Origin of the sequence: Alteromonas sp. V450 (genome assembly GCF_001885075.1) — a bacterium.
Lineage (GTDB): Bacteria > Pseudomonadota > Gammaproteobacteria > Enterobacterales > Alteromonadaceae > Alteromonas.
Window position 1 is genome coordinate 25,847 of the sequence record NZ_MODU01000004.1, and the last position, 25,284, is coordinate 51,130.

The following is a 25,284-nucleotide window of genomic DNA, read 5'->3' on the forward strand; positions in this document are numbered from 1 at the left end:
GGAGATGCACTGATGACCGTTGATTTATTTTCCTTAGCCACGGGTGGTGTTAATGCAAGCAGTAAGTTACTGCAAACAACGAGTAACAACATTGCTAATGTAAATACGCCTGGTTATGTTCGTGAGCGCACAGAATTGATGGACTCTGCGCAATTCGGTGTAAAAATTGGAGACACAGACCGAATCTTGAGCGTTTTCGCCCAAAACCAGTTAAGAAGAGATGTGACGAAAGTAGGTGAGCTCGAGGCATTTTCATCGAAAACGCTCGTCATTGATAATTTATTAGCGAGTGAAGCAAACTCAATCTCAAAAAGCCTCAGTGAATACTTTTCTGCAATACAGACGGCTACAGACGACCCGACAAATCTGGCATCGCGGGAACAGGTATTGGGTAAGGCCAATACTCTGCTTACGCGGGTGCGTAGTATTTCTGATTTCATGATTGAAAAAGAAGATGAACTTAACCTCGAGTTTACCAGTCTTGCTAATAAAGCAAACTCGTTAATTTCAAGTATTGGTGAATTGAATGAAAACATTGTTTCAGTCAACGGAAGCGGTGGAAGGGAAGTACCCACTAGCCTTTTAAATGAGCGGGACAGAGCGATAGAAGAACTCGCCGAAATAATGGATATTAACGTTACTGAAATAGACAGTAAAAATGGTGCGGTGAGGGTTAATCTGGTTTCTGGTCAGTCTCTGGTGTTAGAAAACGGAGACTTTAATCTTGTCGACGTTAGTTCTAACCCTGACACGCAAGCAAAGAGTCTTACGCTTGATACTAATTTTAATAGCAGTATTAAGGGAGATGCCAGTATACCCGTTTCTGAGGGAGAATTAGGTGGGGCATTGGGCGGACTGTTCAGGTATCGAAATGAAGTTTTAGGTCCTACAATGCGCGATGTAGGGCAAATTATGGTCGCATTTGCTGATGCGGTTAACTCACAAAATAAGCTGGGCATGGATTTAGACGGTCAGCTAGGTGGAAACTTGTTTGATATCCCTAGTTTTCAAGGAATAGCGTTTGAAGGCACGACAGGTGACTATCGGGTTACTGCACAGTTAACCGAAGGGAAAGGTAAAGAACTGACGGATGCTGATTACAAAATCGAAGTGACAGCGGTTACCGCAGGTGTACCTAGTCAAGTTGAAGTTACCCTGTTAAATGCAGATGGCTCGCCCCAAAAAGATGGTTCTGGAAACGACTTGGTGTTTTCGGGTATTGCAGTGACAGGTGGCTTCAATGAGCTACCTGGCGGAATAGAGATTGAATTTTCTGGTACCGATCCTTACACAGTAGGTAATGAGTTTTTAGTTCAGCCTACTAAAACAGTCGCGTCTGAAATCTCATTTAATACTAATCGCCCTGAGGACCTAGCCTTTGCAAACCCCGTGCGTGCTGGCGCAAACAATACAAACTTAGGAAGTGCTAACGTTATTGATGTAACCGTAAGTAACACTACCGTAGGGGCAGGCGCTGATCGGTCTGCATTCGATGGTGCCGGTGGAATTGATAACGCAGCGCCGGCGCAAATTGTTTTTACCTCTGCAGATACCTATGAAGTACTGGATGGTACGGGCACAACAATTGCGACGGTAACGGGAACAACGAATTTAAACAATTTAATAGATCAAGCAAAATCAAGCGGAACGTGGCCAGCGGCGTTTGCTGGGCTTTCAGATTATCCCGGCTTTGATTTGAGTTTGGATGGTGTGCCAAGAGCAGGAGATAGCTTTTCTATAGGCTATAATACAGATGGATTTAACGATAACAGTAATGCGTTAAACTTAGCGGGCTTACAAAGTGAAAATCTTGTACAAGTGAGCAGCCAAGCAAGTAATGCACCGAGAACATTACAAGATGCCTACGCATCGATGGTCGGGCGTATTGGTGAGGATGCATCGATGGCCAATATTTCTCTAGCGTCTGCTGAGGCGATGAAGGTTCAATCGCAAACATGGTTTGAGTCGGTATCGGGTGTCAGTCTGGATGAAGAAGCGGCAAATCTTATTAAGTATCAACAAAGCTATGCGGCTGCGGCAAGGATCCTCTCAACCGCTCAAGAGCTTTTTAATACAATATTACAGTCTGCAAGATAGGTGAATAATGCGTATTTCAACGAATCAAATTTATGATCAAAATTTACGCTCTATTATGCAAAATCAGAGCAGTTTGGCGAAAACGCAAGAGCAGCTTTCAACGGGAAAGCGTCTGACTTCGCCGAGTGATGATCCGGTTGGAGCCGCAAAGGTATTGCGTATTACAGAAGAGCTTGACGCTCTGACGCAGTTTCAAAGAAACAATGATTTGGTTACGGGTGGACTAGAGCAACAAGAGGCAGTTCTTACTAACATTACGGATTCTATTAACCGAGCGAGAACCCTAGTGGTGCAATCAGGTAATGGTATCATGTCTGACCCAGATAAACGTGCAATTGGCGCCGAACTCGAGCAAATTAAGCTTGAAATTTTTGACCTTATGAATACGCAGGATGCCGACGGTAATTATCTTTACGCCGGTTATCAATCTGGTAATCAAGCATTTGAATATAACCCTGCGTCGTCGGGCAACGCAATTACGTTTGCCGGTGATCCTGGTGTGAATTTTATACAGCTTTCAAATAGCGCAAAAATTCAATCTACCAGCAATGGTTATGAAGTATTTGAGAATGTTCTTTCAAGATTTAAGTTTTCGATTGATGCAGTGACTGGCGCAAATATAGAAAGTGCTTTGGTAGAGCAGCAAGGCACGTTTGATAATTTCTATAGGCAAAATTACGATACAGCAAACGCGTTAAATAATAACTTTAGCATTAATTTTTTAGCTTCTGGTCAGGCGGAGTTAGTTAACCAAAACAGTGGGGCGGTGATAGACACAGTAGAATATAGTTCAGGTCAACCGTTTACTATTAAAGGCATGGAATTTAACGTGTCTGCTGTGCCTGGTGACAGTATAGATTTGTCACTAAATGCACCAGAGAAAAAAAGCATGGCGCAGGCGATCCATGAAATTCAAACGCTCTTGATGAGTGATACTATCAGTGATGGGGCATTGGAAGAGTCTATTGCGGATACGCTGGTTAGCTTAGATAATGGCCTAGAAAAAATCTCCCTCGAGCGTGCTTCTATTGGTAGTAGGCTAAACATCGCTGAAAGTACTTATGAAAGTAACCTCGATATCGAGATAGCCGCAAAAACTGCTCGCTCGGCAATTCAAGATGTGGACTATGCTGAAGCGTCAACTGAATTCGCCAAGCAAGAGACCGCGCTTAGTGCTGCTCTCGCGACGTTTCCTCAAGTGTCTAATTTAACGCTATTTAATTTCATATAAGTAGGAAAGCCCGCAAACTATCCACCTACTTTCACTTTAGCCAAATAGACCCTTGATTGATTGTCTATGTGGCTAGAGTAATACGAGATGTAAAGTGTCTTATCGATAACCACCATGCCAGGGTAGCTTGTATCACCCCCGCTAGGTAGCGTGAGGCAGTGTGTAAGTGAACGTGTGTCGCTGTTAAATGTCCAAATTGCAGTGGAAAATGTTCTACGCTGCCAGTCAACGTCTCTACCGGCAACGAAATAAATAGTGTTTCGATAGTGAACGGCAGCAGGACCACCAATATAAAGACCTAGGTCACACCATTCCCACTTCGTATATGGGGGACGAGAGAAGCCGTATTGCGCGCTAAACGAGTCAGCGTCGCGTCGTAAAAAAACGTGCGCTCGATCGCAGTCGTCAAATAAAATCGCACTTTCGTTAGGGTAACCTTTGCCCGATTTTTCAAGACTAAACACGTTTCGCTTAGCGCAGTGCATAGCGCGAGAAGGGTGCCCGCTATACAGATTCACCGCATTAGCGGCTCTGCTGTAGGCAAGCCCATAAGCTTTTGATTTGCTGAACGCTATGTTCCACAGCCACCATCCATGTTGTCCAAACTTATTGCCACTTGACCATGACATCCCGGTTGTTGTGAAAAAGCTCAGCATGGTTGTAGTGATAGCGCTATTTTTATCTTTGTGTTTTGCATAGCACGTTAATATTAAGCGCGTTCCGTCAAAACTCAACTTCGGATCTCTCAAATCGGTGTTGGCCAACTTAAAGTGATGTTTGCTGACAACCTTGAATGAATCAATTTGAATGGCTAACACAGTAATTTGTCCATCATGGCTATGATGATTTTGTGCATTTCGATAACAACAAAGTACCGTATTACCACTTTCGTCGAATGGGTTGATGTGTAAATCCGTAAACGCTGCATGGGGAGAAGGCGGTGAAATGCGGGCTACTTTAATCAAATCAAATTCATTCGACATGAACAATTCCTTCTTAAAAATCTGTTGTTTAGCACGTGCATAGCGCCCTTTCAGCGGCAATATATTACCGCTGAACGGCAAAATTAGTAAATTTTTCTAAAGGGTTTTCACATCTAGTCGATAAAGAATCTGAGAGAGCCAGTTCATCAATTACCCCTCAGGAGTTGATGGCTATTAAAACAAAATGCCGGAAAGCCCGGCAGCCAGCGCACGCTGGACTGAGAGTGTAGGAGAGACTTTATGTCTATGTTCGTTAATACCAATGTATCCTCATTGAATGCCCAGCGTCAGCTTTTTGATGTTAGTAGTTCATTGAGCACGTCTTTCGAGCGTTTGTCGTCAGGCTTCCGTATCAACAGCGCAGCTGATGATGCAGCAGGTTTGCAGATCACCGACCGTATGACGTCACAAATTCAAGGCCTTAACCAAGCGGTTCGTAACGCAAATGATGCGATCTCACTATCGCAGACGGCGGAAGGGGCATTATCAGAAACAACAACAGCGCTTCAACGTATTCGTACCCTTGCAGTACAATCACAAAATGGCATTAACAGCGATGCTGACCGTGTTGCACTGCAAAAAGAAGTGTCTGCGTTACGCACAGAAATATCACGTATTTCTACAACTACCCAGTTTGCTGGTGTTGATATCTTGTCAGGTTCGTTTTCTGCGAAGTTCTTGGTAGGTGCTAATGCCGGACAGACCATATCAGTGAACCTTTCTTCTCCAGCGCTTACAAGGGCGGGCGTTAACGGCTTCAGTGCTACAGGTCTTAACATCACAGGTACTGACGTTGACGTGCTTACCAGTGAAAACGCTTCAGGCTTATTGGCGAAAGTTGACAGCGCTATTTCAGCAATCGGTGGTCTTCGTGCAGATTTAGGTGCGCTTCAGAACCGCTTCCAGTCGACTATCCGTAACCTTAGTAATATCTCGGAAAATGTGTCTGCGGCACGTTCTCAAATCAAAGACACTGACTTTGCGACAGAGACGGCAAACTTGACGCGTAACCAGATTATCCAGCAGGCAAGCACCACAGTGTTGTCTCAGGCCAATCAGCGTCCGCAGGCTGCCCTGCAGCTTCTAGGGTAAGCGATAAATAACGTTGGGGGCCAGGAGGTAGTGCTCGTTCCCTTCATAAACTAATAAAGCCGATGCACACATGCATCGGCTTTTTTATTCTCATTTCTTATGGTTCAACACACTCCTGCTTTGGCAAGCTGCTCACCACAAGCTATCCAGCCTTTATAAAAGTCTCATTTTTCAATTAGTTTTAAGCACAACAAAATTAGTTGAAAAAAAACTAAAGTATTTTTCGAGTTGTGACGATAACTATTACAAAGGGGATGCATAGTTAAATAAATCTCTTTAACCCTTAAAAGATACGTTTTAATGATACTTTTGAGCTGGTTTGTTGAGACTTATTTGTTTTCATTCTTTTTAATTGTCGTTCTATATCAATGCTTTGATGTTTTTAAAGATGATTTAAAAAAACTTCTAAAGTATTTGTTGAATAGGGACGATAAATAGATAGTTAAGTTTGTGAAAGGGCTGCTGACCGGCGAGACTGAAGCCAGGAGGTAGTGAGAGGTTTGAGGTCTGGAACATCAAACCCACCGACCAGCAAAGAGAAGATACTTCTCTTCGTAACAAGCTTTATCGGTAGTGTGCCGATAAAGCGTCGGAAAAACCGACGTTTTATCCAAAGCACAGGCTATGCCAAAAATTTAAAAACTACAGCGTAAATAACAAAAATAATAGCGCTTTACTCGAAACTGTTAGGAGAGACCCATGAGTCTATTTGTAAATACCAATGTGTCATCGCTGAATGCACAACGTCAATTGTTCAACACTGGCAACAACCTGAGCACTGCGTTCGAAAGACTGTCGTCAGGCTTTCGAATCAACAGCGCGGCTGATGATGCTGCAGGTCTTCAGATTACCGACCGTATGACTTCTCAGATTCAAGGGTTGAATCAAGCGGTACGTAACGCGAATGACGGCATTTCGTTAGCGCAAACCGCTGAAGGTGCAATGGCAGAGACCACAACTGCATTGCAGCGAATCAGAACACTGGCGATTCAATCCCAAAATGGTATAAATACCGAATCAGACAGAGCCGCGCTGCAAAAAGAAGTGTCTGCGCTTCGTACAGAGATTTCACGGATTTCTACCACGTCACAGTTTGGTGGTGTTGATATTCTCACAGGTGATTTCTCGGCAAAGTTTTTGGTTGGTGCAAACGCGGGACAGACTATCTCAGTAAACTTGTCGTCTCAGGCGCTGGCGCGAGCAGGTGTTGATGGATTTAGCGCGACGGGCTTAGGCATCATTTCCGATGACGTGCTAACTGAAGCGGGCGCATCAAGACTACTAACTGCAGTGGACAGTGCAATTTCGGCAATTGGTGGGCTACGCGCTGACCTGGGGGCACTACAAAACCGCTTCCAATCTACAATTCGTAATTTGAGTAATATTTCCGAAAACGTATCTGCGGCAAGATCACGCATCAAAGATGCCGACTTTGCCACTGAAACGGCAGAATTAAGCCGAAACCAGATTCTGCAGCAGGCAAGTACGACCGTGTTAGCACAGGCTAACCAGCGTCCACAGGCTGCATTATCACTATTAGGTTAACGTTTGAATTAGGTAAGACGCTTTATTGGGAAGGAGTTGAGAGGCCATCCCCACCTAAGTGAAGGCGGCCATTAAAGGCCGCCTCACGAAGAAAGCGTCGACTAACAGGACTGAGAGTGTAGAAGTGTTGGTTGAGAGGCCAGTTTATCCTACTAAACCCTGCCAGCCGACAGAAACTGAATTTGCTCAATCTCCTAACATGAGCAAATTGGCCGAGAACTTATTGTCTCGGCCTTTTTTTTATATTTACCGAAACATCCCGCCAATTTCAAACGATGGTGAGCAACGCCATTGTTCGATAATTCTTAAGCACTTGCCGTGCCAATTCTGTTCTACGTACAGATTGACAATCTATATTCGTAATTCCTTTTACTGTGTCGCCTAGCTATTTCTTTGGCAAAGTTTACTCCGTCTGCGCGTTCGTTTTCAGTATCAATTGAAATTTTATCAAAAATTACATTTTTTAAATTTCATATATATCAATAGCTTGCAATTTTTTTGAAAGTTTTTTTAAAAAAATGACAAAAAAAACTAAAGAACCTAAAGACTTTGCCGATACCTATTGTTGAGGGGTAATTTAATTTACTTTTACATGAGGTGTCGGCAGGAGTAGTGACCCAGCTGATATGAACTGGAAGGATTTAATGATAGCAGAATAGCCATTGAATCCCTAGGAGGTAATCTATGTCTTTATTTGTAAATACTAACGTGTCGTCGATCAGTGCACAGCGTCAACTCTTTGACGTAAATGATCGTCTGAATACATCGTTTGAAAGGCTTTCATCGGGGTTCCGCATCAACAGTGCTTCGGACGACGCTGCAGGTCTTCAAATTTCTGATCGATTAACGTCTCAGGTCCAAGGCTTAAACCAGGCCGTTCGTAATGCTAATGATGCAATTTCTCTTGCGCAGACCGCTGAAGGGGCACTTGGAGAAGTGACCACAAGCTTACAGCGTATTCGTCAGTTAGCGGTACAATCTCAAAATGGCATCAACTCTACATCGGATAGAAATGCGTTACAAAAAGAAGTGTCGGCGCTGCGCACCGAAATTTCTCGAATTGCCACTACTACGCAGTTTGGTAATGTAAATATTCTTGACGGCAAATTTTCTGCGAGCTTTCTTGTTGGCGCAAACGCAGGCCAAACGATATCTGTAAATTTATCATCTACAAACCTAGGCTCAATAAATGGTTTTAGTGCCACTGGCCTTAATATTACTGATAACAGTGTTGCTACTGCTTCTGGCGCCTCTGCGCTATTAACAGACGTAGATGCGGCGATATCAGGTATAGGCGCTGTTCGTGCTGACCTTGGTGCACTTCAAAATCGTTTTCAGTCGACAATTCGAAACCTAAGTAACATCAGTGAGAACTTGTCTGCAGCGCGCTCTCAAATTCGAGATACTGATTTTGCTGCTGAGACTGCCGAGCTTACGAGAAACCAGATTCTTCAGCAAGCATCTGTATCTGTTCTTAGTCAGGCAAATCAGCGTCCTCAAACAGCATTATCTTTGCTTGGATAGGCTATACTAGTAATAGTAGGCTTGAATGTAATGGATCGGGCGCTTACTTTTTGGTGAGGCCCGTTTTGTTGTTTCAGCGGGGAGGTATTAAGTGGATATTCAAGATACCAAAGTTGGCCAGGCATTTGCTTCACCAATCACAATTTCTACTAGCGTACAGAATCAAGTAAAATTAGATAGTTCTGTCAAAACCAATGACTCTGGAAGCCAGGCTGAGAGTAACGCTAGACAGGCAAACACAGCGTTATCGAGTGATAGCGCAGAAAAAGCTAGGCAAGATAAGTTAAATATATCTCAAGGTTCTGTCGATAACGCCGATAAGAATGCTGAAGAGAGGAAAGGCATTGCATTGGATGATGCAGTGGCGAAAGTTGATTCATTCTTGAAAGCTCAGAATCGCGATTTGGCCTTCACTATTGATGAAAATACAAATCGCTCTGTAGTCACTGTGAAAGACGCGACGTCTGGCGACGTTATTCGGCAAATACCTTCCGAAGAGGTGCTGAAACTTGCCGAGCGGATTCAGGAACTCCAACAGGATGTAGGAGACAGTGTAGGAGTGTTTATCAACAATCAGGTTTAGAGTGAGGTGAGAGTATGACAATTCAGTCTTTAGGTGTTGGATCAGGCTTAGCCCTTGATGATCTTGTTCAGCAGTTGCTTTCGGCTGAACGTCAACCAAAAGAAAACCGTCTCAATGAAAAGGAAGAACGCATTGAGGCTGAAATTTCAGGACTGGGTCAAATAAAGTCAAAGCTTTCTAATTTTAAGGACGCTGTTGATAAGTTGCGTAGTGACAATGATATCAATGGCCGAGAGCCCACGATTAAAAACCCCTCTGAAGATAACGACGTACTTTCGGCGGACGCATCGAATTCGGCGCTTCGCGGAAGTTATGAGGTTGTTGTAGAACAGCTCTCTAAAGGCAGTAGGATAACCACCGATGAAGGTGCGTTTACGGCCAGCAGTGATGCGGTGCTAACCAGCGGAACTGGCTCCCTTAGCTTTGATGTTGGAACGGGAGAAAGTTTCACCGTAAACATTACCGCCGGCACTACGTTAACGCAACTGAGAGAAGCGATAAACAATGCTGAAGACAACTTCGGTGTAACCGCTAATATTATCGATACAGGCACAGGGGCAGGTCCTCGACTGGTCTTTTTATCCAGCGAAACAGGGGATGGGAACGACCTAGTCATTACAAATGACTCGGGAACGCCAGAGCTAGACCGTTTGGCAACCACAGGTGGTACAAATAACATCAGCGCGGCAAACATTGAAAGTGCGCAAGATGCTGTTGCCTACATCGATGGCATTAAAGTTCAAAGCGCAACGAATGAGTTTGAAAACACCATTCAAAACGTTAGTTTTGAAGTAAATGAAGTTTCTCCGAAAGATTCCGCAGGCGATTTTCTTGCCACAAAGCTTAATATCGGTTTTGACAAAGACGGGTTAGATAAGAAAATTCGAGATTTTGTTGATAATTACAACTCGTTAATTGACGAGATAAAGCAGCTAACTCGATACGGTGAATCTGAGCTAGAAGACGATGGCGCGCTGGCCGGCGACTCTATGCTTCGAGGGATCCAAAATGGTCTTGCCTCTATTGTTGGTAGCAATGTAAATAGTTCTGCTCTAGGTGGCCTATTCCAAATTGGTATTGAAGTGGATAGTGACGGAAAACTGGAGATTGGCACCACCGATTTTGGTTTAGGAACAGGGGAAGATCGTCTCGAAGATGCACTTGAAGATAACTTCGATGAAATAGCCAAACTTTTTACCGATGAAGAGCAAGGCATCGCTACGCGTTTATACGACTTCTCAAAGGAATACACGTCGTTTTCTGGGCTGATAAGTTTACGTGAGCGTGCAGCCAAAGATAACAGAGATGAACTGTTTGATGAACGCGAAACGTTGGAACTTCGAATGCTTAATTATGAGCAAATACTGCGTGACAAATATCTGAATTTAGACCAGACAGTTGCACAGCTTAATCAAACAGGTTCGGCGCTACTCGCGTCTTTATAAGCAACATAGAGTTGGAGTATTTATGTCACTTAAAGGTATTAATGCATATCGCAAGGGTAATTTAAAGCAAGACGTAGCGAATGCAGATCCTCACAAATTAACCTTGATGCTTTTGCAGGGGGCTTTGGACAGGATTGCCTACGCAAAGGGTGCGATGGAAAGAAAAGAATTTGATGTTAAAGCCGACTTCATTTCAAAAGCGAGTGCGATAATTATGCACTTGCGTGACACATTAGACATCGACGTTGGTGGTGAAGTTGCTGAAAATATGTTTGCGTTATACAACTATATGATTGAACGTTTGAGCGATGCGCATATTAATAATAACTTGAATATACTGGATGAAGTGTCTAGCCTGTTAACACCAATTCGAGATGCTTGGGTTCAAATTCCTGAAGACGCCAAACAGGAAGCCTTTGAAGCTAAACGTCAAAAACGACAAGCTGTGTGACTGATATCGACCTAAACCACCCTTACACTCCAACTGCGCTGCGCGAACTCAACGACAAAATTGCGTCGCAGTTGGATGAATCATCTTCCTCTGATTTCTCACAATTACTCGAATTGGTTAACGAACGAGATAGCCTGATAAATTCCCATTTAGCTTCACTGAATGATGAAGATAAACAAGCGTTTGCAAAACATGAGATAGGCGTCAATAATAAGTTAAAGGAGCTGGCGCAAAGTTTGCTTGGGTCTTCAAAGGATGAAGTTACGCGGCTTGTTCGTGGCAAAGCTGCGGTTAAAAAATACAAGTAAGCTTGTTGGGCATAATTAAGCGGTGTGCTCTATTCAGCTATCCAACCGGTAGATAGGGATACGCGCTAACTGCCGTGTGATAAAAACTAGAACTTAGTGAGAGCCTCTAACATGGCAGATTTCAATGAAAAGTCTATTCTAATTACTGGAGGGACTGGCTCCTTCGGTAATCAATTTGTTCGCTATCTACTCGATAATTACTCCCCAAGAAAAATCATCATTTACTCTCGGGACGAGTTGAAGCAATTTGAGATGCAGCAGCGGTTTTCACAGTCTTGTATGCGTTTTTTTATAGGGGACGTAAGAGACAAAGAAAGGCTTAAAACCGCAATGAAAGACGTAGATTACGTAGTTCATGCCGCCGCCCTTAAGCAGGTTCCTGCTGCTGAATATAATCCAAATGAATGCATAAAGACTAATATCAACGGTGCGCAAAATGTTATTGATGCGGCTATTTTTAACAATGTGTCGAGTATCATAGCGCTTTCTACAGACAAAGCGGCCAACCCGGTTAATTTATACGGTGCGACAAAGCTCGCGTCGGATAAGCTTTTTGTAGCAGCAAACAACATATCGGGCGCTACTGGCCCTAGGTTTTCAGTCGTGCGATATGGCAATGTTGTCGGTTCTAGAGGGTCAGTTGTCCCCTTCTATCGCAAATTACTCGCTGAGGGAGAAAAATCACTACCCGTGACTCACCCTGAAATGACCCGGTTTTGGATTACGCTAGACGAAGGCGTGAGGTTTGTAGTTAAGAGTTTTTCACGTATGCAGGGTGGTGAAATATTTGTGCCTAAAATTCCCTCGGTACGAATCGTTGATTTAGTCGAAGCAATGAGCGGAAGAAAAGACTTCCATATTATAGGCATTCGCCCGGGAGAAAAGCTGCACGAAATTATGGTGCCAGAAGAAATGTCTCATCACACGGTGGAGTTTTCTGATCACTTTGTCATTGCTCCGGCGATCACTTTCTTTGACAAAAATTTGGATTACTTTAAAAACAAACTCAATGAATCGGGGACGCCTTCAAAGGAAAAATTTGAATATCACTCTGGCACCAACTCTCATTTTTTATCGGTCGATGAATTAAAGGAATTAGATAAGGTAACGCTATGATTCCGTATGGTAGACACACTCTTTATCCTGAAGATATCGAGTCTGTCACTCGCGTTCTCAACGAAGGATTTTTGACGCAAGGAGAGCAAGTTCCTTTATTCGAGGAATCAGTGTGCACCTACACAGGTGCGCGTTATGGCATTGCTTGCAACAGCGGAACATCAGGTCTACACATCGCCTGCTTGGCTGCTGGAGTTGAAAAAGGCGATTTAGTCTGGACGGTTCCTAACTCTTTTGCAGCTTCAGCGAACTGTGCGCGCTATTGTGGTGCTGATATAGACTTTGTTGATATTGATCCAGCGACCCGCAATCTAAGCTTATCAGCACTTGAACACAAACTAAGCGTGGCTAAATCGGAAGGTCGGCTGCCGAAAGTTATCATTGTTGTTCATTTTGCAGGTAGCAGTTGCGATATGTCTGCAATAGCCGCATTAACGTCTGAGTTCGGAATTATTTTAATAGAAGACGCAGCTCATGCTCTAGGTGGAACAGATGTAAATGGTCATAAAGTGGGGCGATGTGAATACTCGTCGATGAGCGTTTTAAGCTTTCACCCGGTTAAATCTATCACCAGTGCAGAAGGCGGAATGGTGGTCACCAATGATGAGAAAATCGCGTCATTACTTCGCCTTTATAGAAGTCATGGTATTTCTCGCGATGCAGAGCGATATTTAGACCTACCGTCTGACGAACCGTGGTTCTATGCGCAATATGAACTTGGCTATAATTACAGGTTGAGCGATATCCACGCGGCGCTGGGACGAGCGCAACTAAAGCATATTGAAAAGTTCGTGGACGCAAGATACGCCCTTGCCGAGCGTTACGACTCGATGTTGGCAACGCTTCCTCTTAAACGTCCAGTTTTAGATAGAAATAGTGCATGGCACCTCTACATGGTTGAACTTGAACGCCATGACAGAAAAACGGTATTCAATGAGCTACGTGCCCGAGGCGTAGGCGTAAATGTGCACTACATTCCAATACACCTTCATCCGTATTACAAAAAACTGGGTTTTACCAAAGGAATGTTTCCGAATTCGGAGCGTTATTATGACGGCGCGTTAACACTGCCTCTTTTTCCTAGCCTAACGCTTGATGAGCAAGATTATGTTATTTCACAGCTCAATGAGATACTAAAATGAACGTTGCTGTTATCCCTGCTCGTGGTGGGAGCAAACGCATCAAACAAAAAAATATAAGAGCATTTGCAGGACAGCCCTTAATAGCTTATTCACTTGACGCGGCTAAACGCGCTTCTTTGTTCGACGATATTATTGTATCCACAGACTCAGAAGAGATTGCACGTGTGTCTCTCACGCATGGTGCCACCCACATTATACAGCGTGCACCTGAGTTATCTGATGACTACACCGGCACGACCCCTGTTGTCCAAGATGCTATTAAGCGCTACGAATTAGCAACAGGTAAAAAAACTACGCGAGTCTGTTGTATTTATGCAACCGCCCCGTTTCTTACTGCTAGTGCGTTAAAAAAGGGACACGATAAACTTGTTAGCAACGCAAATGCTAATTTTGCTTTTTCTGTTACCTCTTTCGCATTTCCGATCCAGCGCGCTATAAAAGTTGCCGGCTCTGGGGTTGAGCCTGTCTTTCCTGAGCACATGGGGAAGCGTTCTCAAGATTTAGAAGAATGTTATCACGATGCAGGGCAGTTCTATTGGGGGCTCAGAGAGGCATGGCTAGACAACGCGGGTATGTTTAAGTCTCACAGCTGCCCCGTGGTCCTTCCTCGTCATTTGGTTCAGGATATCGACACCTACGAAGATTGGCATCGCGCTGAGCTTATGTATTATGCATATGTAAAAAGACAAGATGATGAATAACTGGCAAAACGTATCAATAAATATCGGCGGCAGACTTGTAGGCGCCAATCATCCCCCTTTTATTATTGCTGAATTAAGCGGTAATCATAGTCAATCACTCGAAACTGCCTATGAAATGATAAAAGCGGCGAGTGAATGCGGCGCTGACGCTATAAAACTGCAGACGTATACCGCCGATAGCATGACACTTAATGTGCACACACCTGACTTTGTAATTAAAGAGCAAGATAGCCTATGGCATGGCGAAAACTTATACGGCCTGTATCAAAAAGCCGCAACGCCATACTCTTGGCACAAAGAGCTTTTCGACTACGCAAAGCAGTTGGGCATGTTAGCATTTAGCTCTCCTTTCGACGAAGCCGCGGTTGATTTTCTCGACGCATTGCATGTCCCCTGTTACAAAATTGCATCGTTTGAACTTACGGATGTACCGCTTGTGAGAAAAGCGGCAAGTAAAGGAAAACCGCTTATCATGTCTACAGGCATGGCAAGTCTTAGTGACATAGAGCTTGCTGTAAATACTGCAAGAAGCGCAGGGTGCAGCGACATCATATTACTTAAGTGTACGAGCACTTATCCCGCAGAGCCTATAAATACGAACCTTCTTACTATTCCCCATATGTCCGATGCATTTAAGTGCCCGGTGGGTTTAAGCGATCATACTGCAGGCCTTGGTGTGGCGGTTGCCGCCGTCGGCTTTGGCGTCCCTGTGATTGAAAAGCACTTCGTTTTAGACCGTTCAGCAGGAGGTGTTGACGCCGAGTTTTCGCTGGAACCCAACGAGCTTAGCGCCCTAGTGACCGAGACAAAACGTGCATGGCAATCCTTAGGGGAGGTGACGTACGGCGGTAGTCAAGCAGAAGAAAAAGCTAAGCAATATCGGCGCTCAGTCTATGTTAGCGAAGATATAGCGGCTGGCGAAACATTTGGCGCGCATAACTTAAAAATTGTTCGCCCTGCTTTTGGATTAGCGCCAAAGCATTGGGACAGCGTCATTGGCAAAAAGGCAACGGTAGCATTGGCAAAAGGGACCGCTTTGGCGTGGGAGCATGTGTCTTCATGAGCGAACTTTTGTTCGTCGTTGAAGTATCGTCAGAGTCAGGAATAGGGCATCTAATGCGTTGCTTAGCGTTGGCTCAAGCGGCGCAAGAACGTGGAATTAATAGCGTATTCTTTGTGCCTGCCTTTGCGCAACGCATTTGTAAGTCGAGGCATGATTGGTGCGGTACGATTGTCGTTGCTGAGCAAAACTCATCGACAAGCCTTTCGTTAATTGAACAGCGCCTTCAGAAAAAGCGATCGCTGGGGATCGTTGTAGACGGTTATCATTTTGATCAAGCGTTTATAGAAAGGGTAAGTCAGCTTGGCTTCCCACTTTTAGTACTTGATGATGTGAAAAGTCCGATATGCCAATATGCCAATCTTATAACTAATCCCGCGGGTGTAGATTGGAAATCCGACTACCAGAGTATAAACCCTCATGCCACATTGTGTTTGGGGCCGCGCTATCGATTGTTACGTCGTTCGTTTCGCCAGCCTCCCGCACTGCCGCTCTCACGTCGACATTGCCTTACAATTAGCTTCGGTGGAAGCGATCCTAAGCACTTTACCTTGCCTGTGCTCAGTGCAGTTGTAAAATATCTCCAAGATGTTCCAATTCGTGTTGTGACCGGCCCAGGCTTTACACAGCAAGCCGAGTTAGGTGAATTTTTGACATATTGCGATGCACCCGTTCAACATATTCATAACGGTCAAGATATGGCAGATATTTGGGTAAACTCTCGGCTAACAATCGCAGCTGCTGGTGGTTCTCAGTTTGAGCTCGTAGCGTGCTCAAGTCCTTCAGTTTTGGTTGTTGTTGCCGATAATCAAGTTAGTGCGACAACCCAGGCGGTAGAGCAGGGTTGGTGTGAATGGTGGGATGCTCGACAGGCGCTCAACGTTGATTTGTTGGCGCAGAAAATAAGCAACTTGTGGAATGATGAAAAACAATTGTCACAGATGTACGCTCGTTCAGAGCATGCTTCTTATCTTGCAGGCACCGATAATTTGCTTGATGCATTAATCTGCTATGAAGCTTAACGTAAAGGATGTGACAGTGAATAAGCAAACATTTACTGCTTATCAAGTAACGCTGACGCCGATAGCGCGTGAACATCAACATGTTCTTAGGCACTGGAGAAATGATCCAGAAATTCAGCAACAAATGTTCTCGGCAAACTATATTACAGAAGAACAACAACTTGCGTGGTTTGACCGAATCAATGACTGTAATACCCAGTGGCATTGGATCGTGTCATACAAAGGAGAGTTTATTGGCTCAACAAACATTAAAGCCATTCAAAAAGGGCAAAGCGTAGTTGAATCGCAAACGCTTGAGGCAGGCTTATATATTGGCGACGCTAGGTACAAAGGAAATGTTTTGGCTTTCGCGCCTACGCTGGCGATGTATGATTTTTGTTTTGAAAACTTAGCCACCAAAGAGTTCAAAGCGTTGGTTAAAACCACAAACAGCGCTGCCATTAATTACAACCAGAAGTTGGGGTATAAGATAAAAGCGCAAAGCCCTGACACCGACGTGTGTGAGATGATACTAACGGAACAAGACTATCGGTTGAACACGACGGTGTTAAAACAACTACTTTCAAGAGCAAAGAAGCAATAAAAGAGGAAAGTGTGAATAACAACGAGAAACTTATCAATGCGTTTACAACAGCACTTGGCATAGAAGCAGAAAATGTCACCGATGACCTGACTTACAACGCAATACCTCAATGGGACTCTACCGCTCATATGGTACTCATCGCTGAAATTGAAAACGTGTTCGACGTTATGTTAGATACCGATGACATTATTGATTTAAGCTCGGTTGCACAAGCGAAAATAATTTTACAAAAATATGACGTCAATACTTAATCAGTCTTCGCTAGCCGAGACAACGGTCATAGTTACAGGTGCGACGGGCGGCATTGGTCAGGCTATTGCGTCTAACGCCATTGCCAATGGTGCGTTTGTCATTGCATGCGGCAGAGACAGCGACAAACTGGAACGTTTGCGCGAAGAACATACGGACCACGTACATACGCTTTGCTACGATGTAACAGATTCAAACGCTACCGTTGATGCGTTTAAAAACATACAAAAAGGCGTGTCTGGTGAGAAATGGCCAGCATTGTATGGGTTAGTGAATGGTGCGGGCGTCATGGCCGAATCTGTTTTGGCAATGACAAGCAACGCCGTGTTGCATCAACAAATGGCCGTAAATTTCTTTGCTGCTTATCATCATATGCAGCTTGCTAGTCGTCTTATGGCGAGACAAAAAACAGGCAGCATAGTTAACATTGTGTCTCAAGTCGGTGAATTAGGAAGTGCTGGAATGAGCGCCTATTCTGCAAGTAAAGCGGCGCTATCAGGGGCGACGAAATCGCTTGCCAAAGAACTGATGTCTACGGGCGTTCGCGTAAATGCCGTCGCGCCGGGTTTTATCAATACTGAGCTTACTGCCCATTATGACGAACAGGCAAAACAACGTGTGCATGAGCGTTGTGTAATGAAGAGGTCGGGAGAGGCGCACGAGGTAGCAGAAGCTGTCGCATTTCTTCTTTCCAAGCAGGCCAGTTATACAACAGGCCATATTCTGCCGGTAGATGGATTCTTTTACCCGTGAAGTCAAATTCAGTCAACAGTGCAAAAGGGCAAACCCAGAATGCTTTAACTATTCCCTTTATTTCGTCACACTCTGACAGCAGTGCTGTTGCAATAAAAGATGACAACGCCTGTTTAACGTATCGTGAACTAACGCATCTCGTTGCGCACCAAGCCAGCTTATGGCAAAAAAATATCGTTTCTAATGAAGCCGTTTTTTTAACAGCGCGTGGTGCTTCTGCGCGACCAATAGTGATGCTGTTTATCGACAACACAATTCAAAGTGTTATCGATTATTTAGCGGCACTTTCTTTAAATTTTGTTGTGTTGCTACTCAATCCAAAGTGTTCAGCAAAAACAAAAGCACAGTATAAAAAGATGCTGCGGCCCAACGCTGAAATTCGACAAGGGGTGTTGTCGTTGTTTCACAGCGAACCGATAAACGTCGATCCGCGGCTATGTTTATTGTTATCTACCTCTGGTAGCACGGGAGCGAGTAAATGTGTCGCACTCTCGCTGCGAAATATCACAGCAAATTGCAATTCAATTTTGTCTTATCTGCCTATTTTTAGTGACGATAAGACGCTATTGACATTGCCGCTAAGCTACTCTTATGGACTGTCCGTTTTACACTCACATTTAAAAGCAGGCGCCACAGTATGTTTTACTTCATATAGTCCCTTTGACAAAGCATTTTGGCATGTCATAAAACAGCAGGGCATTAATTCATTGTCGGGTGTGCCGTCGTTTTATGAAATGTTATCACGACTTAGGTTTACGACTATGCGCCTTCCTGAACTGAGGTACTTTACACAAGCGGGCGGAAAGTTAGCCGAATCATATGTAAAGCAATTCGCGAATTACGCCCATGAATCCGGCAAAGCATTTTACGTGATGTACGGACAGACAGAAGCCACTGCACGAATGGCTTATTTGTCGCCGGAAAAGGTCTTGTTTAAGCCTCAGTCAATAGGTCAAGCTATTGCGGGAGGAGAGTTCAAACTGGTAGGTGGCGGCGCTACTGAAGGTAAAGGCGAGCTTTACTATCGCGGTGAGAACGTCATGTTGGGCTATGTATCCGAGGTATCAGATTTAAACCATTTAACCCAAGAAGAGTGGCTTGCAACGGGCGATTTAGCGCAAGTAGATGACGATGGTGACTATACCATTACCGGACGCATAAAAAGGATGATTAAAATTGCGGGTGAACGAGCGAGTTTAGACTTGGCTGAGCAGTCACTGGCTGAGATTACAGCGCAACAAGCGCTTGATTTAACTACCTGTGTTATTGGCAAAGATGACAGGCTTGTTGCTGTATTTGCAGGGGAGTTGACGTCAGCGCAGTATGATTCAATCGTCGACAGCCTTTCGACGTCGCTGGCCATACCAAAACGAAATATTGCTCTGCATAAAGTAACCGCCATTCCGTTATTGGGTAATGGTAAAGTCGATTATGCAAAATTGTCTGGTCAAATATTGGGAGAAAATTAACGTGTTTTCCTATCCTACAGGGGTGTTTGATTTACCTGTTTACGGCGTTGCTAAAAAACAAAAGCAAACCATGTTAAATCAGATTATCCCTTTGCTCAGTCAATATCATTATCAACATAGTGATACTTATAAGCGATTAATAGATAGTCGCTTTTTTGATGTTGTTAGAGCCCCGCACGACCAACAGCTCCCCGTGGCATCGCGATTGTTTAAAGATTTGACGCTTACGAGTATTGCGCCAAGCGATGTATTTCGGCAAATGCGCTCGTCCGGCACGACTGGTCACGCTTCCAAGATTACCCTTGATGGAGAGTCAGCAAAGCGCCAAAGTCGAGTGCTTGTGAAAATCCTGCAAAGTTGGGTAGGCAAACAACGGCGCCCTATGTTATTGATTGATGCGCCTTCCACAGTGAGAGCCGCCGGCGCAATGACCGCCAGAGCAGCAGGGCTTCAAGGCCTGTCTTTTTTTGGTCGAGATCACTGCTACGCACTTAACGAGAACATGGAATTGGACCTTGAAAAGGTGCAGGCGTTTTGCGCTAAATATGCTGATGAACCCGTCTTAATATTTGGTTTTACTTTTATTGTTTGGCAGCAGTTTATTCAGGCCTTGATTAACAACAATCTGAAATTAAACTTTTCTGATGCTATGCTGATCCACGGCGGCGGCTGGAAAAAAATGCAAGAACAAGCGGTGACGGACAGCGAGTTCAAAACTGTAATTCGGCGCACACTGGGTCATGTAACTGTACATGATTATTACGGCATGGTTGAACAGACTGGCACCATCTATGTTCAGTGCGAAAAAGGGTTTCTTCACACGCCAGTTTGGTCTGATGTACTGGTGCGTAGTCCGCAAGACCTACGCTTACTGGAGCATGGAGAGTCTGGTCTGATTCAGGTTAATTCAATACTACCCACAAGCTACCCTGGCCACTGCATATTGACCGAAGATCGCGGGACAATTGTCGGAGAAGATGACTGCGCGTGCGGAAGGTTAGGTAAATATTTCAAGGTTCACGGACGGTTGCCAAAGGCACAGGTTAAAGGCTGCAGTGATACATTTAGATAATAGGCATGTAGAGTGGTGTATTCCACTGTGTGAGGCTAGCCGTAAAGATAAAAAGCTTACTCAAGATAAGCTGGTTGCTTCTGTAGCCGGCTTTTCTGCGTTTCTGTTAGCGCAGCCAGGCGTCAAGCAGTTTCCTGAAATTGTTGCGCTTGCCTTTTGGTTTCGAAAAGCGCATTTGCAGCAATTGGAACAAAAACTATTTGCAGAGAAAGCCGATAACGAGGTGGATAAAGTCTTTCATATTGCGCCTGCGAACGTAGACACCGTGTTTATGTATACCTTGCTTCTATCGGTATTATGCGGCAATACAAATATCGTCAGAATTAGCCACAGAAGCGGTGATATTACTCGTCAATTAGTCGACTTTCTTCACGCTTACCTAAAAACACCGAATGGTGAAGTGTTAGCACCTTTTATCGGTGTTGTTCAGTATAATGCTGAACATGTCGATGTTACTGAACGCCTCAGTAAGTGGTGCGACCTCAGAGTGGTATGGGGCGGCGATGCTGCTATTGAATCGGTATCGAGGCTTGCCCCTGAGACTCGTCAAATAAGTTTTCCAGATCGTTATTCAGTCGCGGTGTTACAACTCAATAACGAAGACGATATAGAACGCTGTGCCAATAGTTTTGTCAGTGATGTAGCGCCGTTTACGCAACAGGCATGCTCTTCACCTAAGGCGTTGTATTGGCTTAATACAAACCAAGCGCTTCAAGAGCGCTTTTGGGAAAAGGTGGGATCGGCGATAGTCCTCAGTAAACACAACTTTGAGACAATCCACAAAGTTGAGCAGCATATCGCGCTACAGTATTTGAGCGGTTGTTTCGCAGTCGAGCTTCGGGACAATATTGGCAAAAAACTTGCTGAATTTGCGCAGGTAACCAATGTTGGACCGATTGCCAGATGTAAGGTCAAAACCTTGACGGCATCAATCTTAGAAGCACATGGCGGGAATGGTCTGGTGTTAGAAAGTGATATCGCGTCGCTTGAGGAAATTGCGTACTCTGCAAAACTACAAACGATAAGTTATGCATTACCTCATGGGTGGCAGGAAAGGTCAGGGCAATTTAAACGAGCAGTGCCTTTGGGAAAGGCTTTGGAATTCTCGCCAATATGGGATGGTGTAGATCTACTGCAATCCTTTAGTCAGTAATTTAAACAATAAGAGGAATAGTGATGTTAAAGGATATCCGCTTTCATTTAGCGGACGCAGAAGATGATCAAAAGGAAATGGAACAGGCGTTATCTCGGCATATAATTACAAATCATCGCCGAAGCGTGTTGGCTTTTTCACATCATGTTCCTTCGCTAGCCTCACAGGTTAAGGATGTAGCCACAAGCAATATCGCCTTGTTTGCAAACAAGTTTGGTAAGTTCAACATCGTCAATTATACGAGTGGGCGCACCCTATATGGTCTTGATCCTAAAAATGAGGTGCAAGAGCAGTACCGACTTTTCTCTCAACATGCATCCTATCTCTCTTTTAGCGACGTTACGGTGCAAGATGAAGCCTATGACCAAGAAAACATAAGAGACATCGCGAACGTATCTGAGTTGCCTTACTTCAGGCGCCAAAAAAAATACACTACATTGCCAGAATCAGTAAATGCACTGGTTGTAATGGGGCTAGGCCTCGGTTATCACATTGAAGAACTAATAAACAATCACACCATTCGACATTTGGTTATTTATGAGCCCGAGTTGCAATATTTTCAGTGCTCAGTCCTTGCATTAGACTGGCAAAGGCTGCTGCAAACTATGGCATCAAAGGGAGCGGCGGTATATTTACTCATTGGTAATGATGGTAGCGGTATTGTAGATAATATCTCCGAGCTTCGCCAAGCTTATGATATTGATGGTTTTTATTTTTACAAACATTACAATAATGATGTTTTTGACAATATAGATGTTGGTTTGAAGCTCAATAGCTGGGCACAATATAAGACGCGCTCCGTGGCGCGTCTAAGTCAGAAAGGAGTGAACACTTTTTTGCCAACGTGGACTGACAGTGTTGATATAGATACGATCAAGTCGGTCGATAAATCAAATGGGTTGTTCAGACGGAATTTATCCGCATTTCAAAAGTACTTTCCTAAAATTTACCAAGAGTTTTCAGAATTTACGCCTGTAGATTGGTTACCAATTATAGATAACTGCGGCGAAGTGAACGTTGTTTTAAAGGAATCGCTACAATTATTCGGTGGACGACTGCCGAAACATAATGCCGTGGAGCATTTGAAGTTCTTCTACCAAAAGCCGCAAAAAGATAGCCTCGTGCTAGGCTATAAAGGCACCAAGCTTAAACATTACAAACACTATCAGTTTGTTGAAGAAACGGAACGCTTTTTACAGGATATATCTGAAGAAGTAGGTAATTTGCCTGATCATATAAAGTCTTTGATCATGTTTGGCGTTGGTCTTGGTTATCAAATTGAGGAACTGTATAAGCAGAAAACGGTTGATAAGTTGTTTCTGTGTGAACCCAATAAAGACTTTTTTTACGCATCGTTATTCGCGATTGATTGGCATGAAATACTCACTAAAGTAGACAAAGAAAAAAGCCGAATCTACATCAATATCGGCGACGACGGCTCTAACATATTCAACGATTTGCTCGGTCAGTTCTATTCAGTTGGGCCATACATTCTGGCCAGTACGTATTTCTACCAGTCTTATTACAATGCGAACTTAGTGAGCGCTCTTGCACGTCTTCGAGAACAGTTACAAATTGTCATATCAATGGGCGAATATTTTGACCATGCATTCTATGGAATTTCGCACACGGTTGAAGCAATAAATCGCGGCTATCCCTTATTAACTGTCAATGCCGAGAAAAAGCTTAATGCTGCACAGCGAGAAACTCCGGTTTTTATTGTAGGTAACGGACCCTCCCTTGACAGTTGTATAGAAGCAATAAAGGAGTTGCGTGAAAAAGCCATTATTGTGTCTTGCGGAACAGCGCTTATGCCACTTTATAAAAATGGTATCGTGCCTGACTTCCATGCAGAAATTGAACAAAATCGGTCCACGTTTGATTGGGTAAGCCGAATTGGTGACTTTGACTATCTCAAACAAATTAGCCTAATAAGTTGTAATGGCATCCATCCTGACACGTGCAATTTATTTAAAGACGTTTTTATTGCCTTTAAGACGGGAGAAAGTTCGACAGTTTCTTCGGTTAATCTAATTGGGCTTAAAAAGTTTGAAGAATTAGACTTCGCGTTTCCTACGGTTTCTAATTTTGCATTAAACCTATTTACAACCATGGGATTTAATCAAATATATCTGTTCGGTATTGATTTAGGGTTCACTGATAGGAAAAAACATCACTCTTCTCAGTCTGGTTATTACAGTAATGACGGAGAAGAAATTTACGATTACAGCAAAAAAAATGATACTTCTTTTGTCATAGAAGGGAATTTTCAAAAAACCGTTTTTACTAAGTATGAATTCAAAGTGTCTAAAGACATTTTAGAGCGCGCTTTGGCCAAAAAACCTGTGTATTGCTTCAACTGCAGCAATGGGGCGAAGATAAACGGGGCGTTACCGCTTCTTGTTGACGATGTGCTTCTTGTCAATTCCGAAGAGAGTGTTGCTTCGGTCGTTGATATTGTCAAACAGAATATATTTGAATCTATTCCTGAATATGGCAGTTATACCACGCGTTTTAAGGAAAAATATCGTCAGGATGTACTTCATGAGGAATTAGAAAGTTTACTGACGTTGGCACGTGAGCCTGTCCACTCTCTTGTCGATATAAATGCCTTAATTGAAAGGCAGAAAGATCTCCTTTTCGACTCCTACAGAAAAGGTTCATCATTACTTTTCTATTTACTGTTTGGCAGCATGAACTATTGCAACGTAATGCTTAGCAAATGTGAATATATTAAAAGTGAGGCATCTGCGTTAAGTTATGCCAACAAATTATTGCAGCGCTGGACTGACTTTTTAGCTGAAGCTAGAGATGAAGTAACACATATTGAGTCAAACTTTGATATTTCAGAATCTTTTGGAAGCATCAGACAAATCGCACATTTAAAGAGGCATAAAGCACATATTCTCTGCATTACTAATATTAATCAGAGCCACATGTTCAACCAGTTCAATGAACGCCTATTTAGCCCAAACGTTGTAGAGATTAAACAGTGTGGACCGGGTCTTACAGAAAGCTCGCAACTCAAATCTTCTGTCGACATACGATTTGCGCTGTGGGTACAAAAACAATCGCAAGTTGACGCGTTTATTCATACGCTAAACACAATGGAAGTGCCAAATGCAGAAGTTATCTGGTTTGGCACCCATGTTACGTCGCTTGACATGACTCAATTAAATATGCCTATGAGTAAAGTTGTGCATCCTGATTTTGTTTATGGAAACGCTGGGCTTGAAAATATTATCAAAGGTGCATCACCCTACTGGGTAGAGGAAAGAATGCCATTCGTAGCGCTGAAGCATAATTTTGGTTCTGTTTTCAATAAAGTCCTCGTTCCGAAAATAAAGGTAAAGCGAAGCGAATGTTTTGACGATATTCTGCAAGACTTGTTTAACGCGGTAGTGAAAAGCACGTTTGAATATGAGTACTACCTTGATTTTGGTGAATTCGTTGTTTTCGCAAACTTAAATGACTTGCGCTTGAATGCTGTCGATATGTGCGGTAACCGCGGGATATTATGCAAAAAAGACTTACTTAAACCTCAAGCGTTATTAGACGAAGAGATATGCGATGATGTAGAACACTCAATAGTACTTACCTTTAGCGCGGGAAAGGCGGGCGGTCGCTATCAGATGCAGTAGCTTTTATATCAATACGTAAAGGGTATTCATTAGCGTTTTACACTGCACATGTAGCTTTACTTCG

Annotated in this window: 22 protein-coding genes; 21 read left to right on the plus strand and 1 reads right to left on the minus strand. The window is 43.7% G+C overall.

From position 1 onward, the window contains the following. The first annotated feature begins 9 nt into the window (after nt 1-9). Together flgK and flgL are read left to right on the plus strand one after the other, a co-directional pair. Complete coding sequence (gene flgK, locus BK026_RS00140) at nt 10-2,097, plus strand: flagellar hook-associated protein FlgK (RefSeq protein ID WP_083574946.1); 2,088 nt, start codon at nt 10-12, stop codon at nt 2,095-2,097. 7 nt (nt 2,098-2,104) lie between these two features. Next, the gene (gene flgL / locus BK026_RS00145) at nt 2,105-3,328 is read left to right on the plus strand and encodes a flagellar hook-associated protein FlgL (RefSeq protein ID WP_071813977.1); all 1,224 of its coding nucleotides are present in this window, start codon (nt 2,105-2,107) and stop codon (nt 3,326-3,328) included. A gap of 17 nt (nt 3,329-3,345) precedes the next feature. On the opposite strand, the gene BK026_RS00150 is transcribed toward flgL, so the two are convergent. Next, the gene (locus BK026_RS00150) at nt 3,346-4,311 is read right to left on the minus strand and encodes a hypothetical protein (protein ID WP_071817406.1); all 966 of its coding nucleotides are present in this window, start codon (nt 4,309-4,311) and stop codon (nt 3,346-3,348) included. A 240-nt stretch (nt 4,312-4,551) separates the two neighbouring features. Here BK026_RS00150 and BK026_RS00155 point away from each other — a divergent pair, with 240 nt between their 5' ends. The 19 genes from BK026_RS00155 to BK026_RS00245 all read left to right on the plus strand — a co-directional run bounded on the left by BK026_RS00155 (nt 4,552) and on the right by BK026_RS00245 (nt 25,220). Continuing rightward, nucleotides 4,552-5,403: a flagellin gene (locus BK026_RS00155; RefSeq protein ID WP_071813978.1), complete on the plus strand. Its 852-nt coding sequence runs from the start codon at nt 4,552-4,554 to the stop codon at nt 5,401-5,403. Between the two features lie 699 nt (nt 5,404-6,102). Next, nucleotides 6,103-6,948 carry a flagellin gene (locus tag BK026_RS00160; RefSeq protein WP_071813979.1) on the plus strand — a complete coding sequence of 282 codons (846 nt, stop codon included), beginning with the start codon at nt 6,103-6,105 and terminating at the stop codon, nt 6,946-6,948. 684 nt (nt 6,949-7,632) lie between these two features. Continuing rightward, nucleotides 7,633-8,472: a flagellin gene (locus BK026_RS00165; RefSeq protein ID WP_071813980.1), complete on the plus strand. Its 840-nt coding sequence runs from the start codon at nt 7,633-7,635 to the stop codon at nt 8,470-8,472. Nucleotides 8,473-8,563: 91 nt separating this feature from the next. Then, nucleotides 8,564-9,055, plus strand: a complete 492-nt coding sequence (locus tag BK026_RS00170) for a flagellar protein FlaG (protein ID WP_071813981.1) — start codon at nt 8,564-8,566, stop codon at nt 9,053-9,055. A 14-nt stretch (nt 9,056-9,069) separates the two neighbouring features. Next, nucleotides 9,070-10,500, plus strand: a complete 1,431-nt coding sequence (gene fliD / locus BK026_RS00175) for a flagellar filament capping protein FliD (RefSeq protein WP_071813982.1) — start codon at nt 9,070-9,072, stop codon at nt 10,498-10,500. 22 nt (nt 10,501-10,522) lie between these two features. After that, entirely contained in the window at nt 10,523-10,951 is a 429-nt protein-coding gene (gene fliS, locus BK026_RS00180) for a flagellar export chaperone FliS (RefSeq protein ID WP_071813983.1), read from the plus strand. Next, nucleotides 10,948-11,259, plus strand: coding sequence for a hypothetical protein (locus BK026_RS00185; protein ID WP_071813984.1), 312 nt, complete (start codon nt 10,948-10,950; stop codon nt 11,257-11,259). Before fliS ends, BK026_RS00185 begins: the two co-directional genes overlap by 4 nt. A gap of 111 nt (nt 11,260-11,370) precedes the next feature. After that, a complete protein-coding gene (pseB, locus tag BK026_RS00190; RefSeq protein ID WP_071813985.1) occupies nt 11,371-12,375 on the plus strand; it encodes a UDP-N-acetylglucosamine 4,6-dehydratase (inverting) in 1,005 nt (334 codons plus the stop codon). Then, on the plus strand, nt 12,372-13,517 hold the full coding sequence (pseC, locus tag BK026_RS00195) for a UDP-4-amino-4,6-dideoxy-N-acetyl-beta-L-altrosamine transaminase (RefSeq protein WP_071813986.1): 1,146 nt from the start codon (nt 12,372-12,374) through the stop codon (nt 13,515-13,517). Before pseB ends, pseC begins: the two co-directional genes overlap by 4 nt. Continuing rightward, nucleotides 13,514-14,218, plus strand: a complete 705-nt coding sequence (pseF, locus tag BK026_RS00200; RefSeq protein WP_071813987.1) for a pseudaminic acid cytidylyltransferase — start codon at nt 13,514-13,516, stop codon at nt 14,216-14,218. Before pseC ends, pseF begins: the two co-directional genes overlap by 4 nt. After that, nucleotides 14,211-15,281, plus strand: coding sequence for a pseudaminic acid synthase (gene pseI / locus BK026_RS00205; protein WP_071813988.1), 1,071 nt, complete (start codon nt 14,211-14,213; stop codon nt 15,279-15,281). The genes pseF and pseI overlap by 8 nt, the downstream gene beginning before the upstream one ends. Continuing rightward, the gene (gene pseG, locus BK026_RS00210) at nt 15,278-16,300 is read left to right on the plus strand and encodes a UDP-2,4-diacetamido-2,4,6-trideoxy-beta-L-altropyranose hydrolase (protein WP_071813989.1); all 1,023 of its coding nucleotides are present in this window, start codon (nt 15,278-15,280) and stop codon (nt 16,298-16,300) included. The genes pseI and pseG overlap by 4 nt, the downstream gene beginning before the upstream one ends. 16 nt (nt 16,301-16,316) lie before the next feature. Beyond that, nucleotides 16,317-16,883, plus strand: a complete 567-nt coding sequence (locus tag BK026_RS00215) for a GNAT family N-acetyltransferase (RefSeq protein WP_071813990.1) — start codon at nt 16,317-16,319, stop codon at nt 16,881-16,883. Between the two features lie 11 nt (nt 16,884-16,894). Beyond that, nucleotides 16,895-17,134: an acyl carrier protein gene (locus tag BK026_RS00220; RefSeq protein ID WP_071813991.1), complete on the plus strand. Its 240-nt coding sequence runs from the start codon at nt 16,895-16,897 to the stop codon at nt 17,132-17,134. Further along, nucleotides 17,118-17,885, plus strand: a complete 768-nt coding sequence (locus BK026_RS00225; RefSeq protein ID WP_071813992.1) for an SDR family NAD(P)-dependent oxidoreductase — start codon at nt 17,118-17,120, stop codon at nt 17,883-17,885. Before BK026_RS00220 ends, BK026_RS00225 begins: the two co-directional genes overlap by 17 nt. Further along, the gene (locus tag BK026_RS00230) at nt 17,882-19,354 is read left to right on the plus strand and encodes an AMP-binding protein (protein WP_071813993.1); all 1,473 of its coding nucleotides are present in this window, start codon (nt 17,882-17,884) and stop codon (nt 19,352-19,354) included. The genes BK026_RS00225 and BK026_RS00230 overlap by 4 nt, the downstream gene beginning before the upstream one ends. Before the next feature lies 1 nt (nt 19,355). After that, nucleotides 19,356-20,426, plus strand: coding sequence for an acyl-protein synthetase (locus BK026_RS00235; RefSeq protein WP_256253534.1), 1,071 nt, complete (start codon nt 19,356-19,358; stop codon nt 20,424-20,426). Next, nucleotides 20,410-21,579 (plus strand): acyl-CoA reductase, encoded by a 1,170-nt coding sequence (locus tag BK026_RS00240; protein WP_071813995.1) that lies wholly within the window; start codon nt 20,410-20,412, stop codon nt 21,577-21,579. Before BK026_RS00235 ends, BK026_RS00240 begins: the two co-directional genes overlap by 17 nt. A gap of 23 nt (nt 21,580-21,602) precedes the next feature. Next, a complete protein-coding gene (locus BK026_RS00245; protein ID WP_071813996.1) occupies nt 21,603-25,220 on the plus strand; it encodes a 6-hydroxymethylpterin diphosphokinase MptE-like protein in 3,618 nt (1,205 codons plus the stop codon). Nucleotides 25,221-25,284 lie beyond the last annotated feature (64 nt).

Excerpts from the sequence above, each read along its gene's own strand:
- flgL (WP_071813977.1), top strand. The coding sequence starts at position 2,105 with ATGCGTATTTCAACGAATCAAATTTATGATCAAAATTTACGCTCTATT.
- BK026_RS00150 (WP_071817406.1), bottom strand. The coding sequence starts at position 4,311 with ATGTCGAATGAATTTGATTTGATTAAAGTAGCCCGCATTTCACCGCCT.
- BK026_RS00155 (WP_071813978.1), top strand. The coding sequence starts at position 4,552 with ATGTCTATGTTCGTTAATACCAATGTATCCTCATTGAATGCCCAGCGT.
- BK026_RS00160 (WP_071813979.1), top strand. The coding sequence starts at position 6,103 with ATGAGTCTATTTGTAAATACCAATGTGTCATCGCTGAATGCACAACGT.
- BK026_RS00165 (WP_071813980.1), top strand. The coding sequence starts at position 7,633 with ATGTCTTTATTTGTAAATACTAACGTGTCGTCGATCAGTGCACAGCGT.
- fliD (WP_071813982.1), top strand. The coding sequence starts at position 9,070 with ATGACAATTCAGTCTTTAGGTGTTGGATCAGGCTTAGCCCTTGATGAT.
- fliS (WP_071813983.1), top strand. The coding sequence starts at position 10,523 with ATGTCACTTAAAGGTATTAATGCATATCGCAAGGGTAATTTAAAGCAA.
- pseB (WP_071813985.1), top strand. The coding sequence starts at position 11,371 with ATGGCAGATTTCAATGAAAAGTCTATTCTAATTACTGGAGGGACTGGC.
- pseC (WP_071813986.1), top strand. The coding sequence starts at position 12,372 with ATGATTCCGTATGGTAGACACACTCTTTATCCTGAAGATATCGAGTCT.
- pseF (WP_071813987.1), top strand. The coding sequence starts at position 13,514 with ATGAACGTTGCTGTTATCCCTGCTCGTGGTGGGAGCAAACGCATCAAA.
- pseI (WP_071813988.1), top strand. The coding sequence starts at position 14,211 with ATGAATAACTGGCAAAACGTATCAATAAATATCGGCGGCAGACTTGTA.
- pseG (WP_071813989.1), top strand. The coding sequence starts at position 15,278 with ATGAGCGAACTTTTGTTCGTCGTTGAAGTATCGTCAGAGTCAGGAATA.
- BK026_RS00225 (WP_071813992.1), top strand. The coding sequence starts at position 17,118 with ATGACGTCAATACTTAATCAGTCTTCGCTAGCCGAGACAACGGTCATA.
- BK026_RS00245 (WP_071813996.1), top strand. The coding sequence starts at position 21,603 with ATGTTAAAGGATATCCGCTTTCATTTAGCGGACGCAGAAGATGATCAA.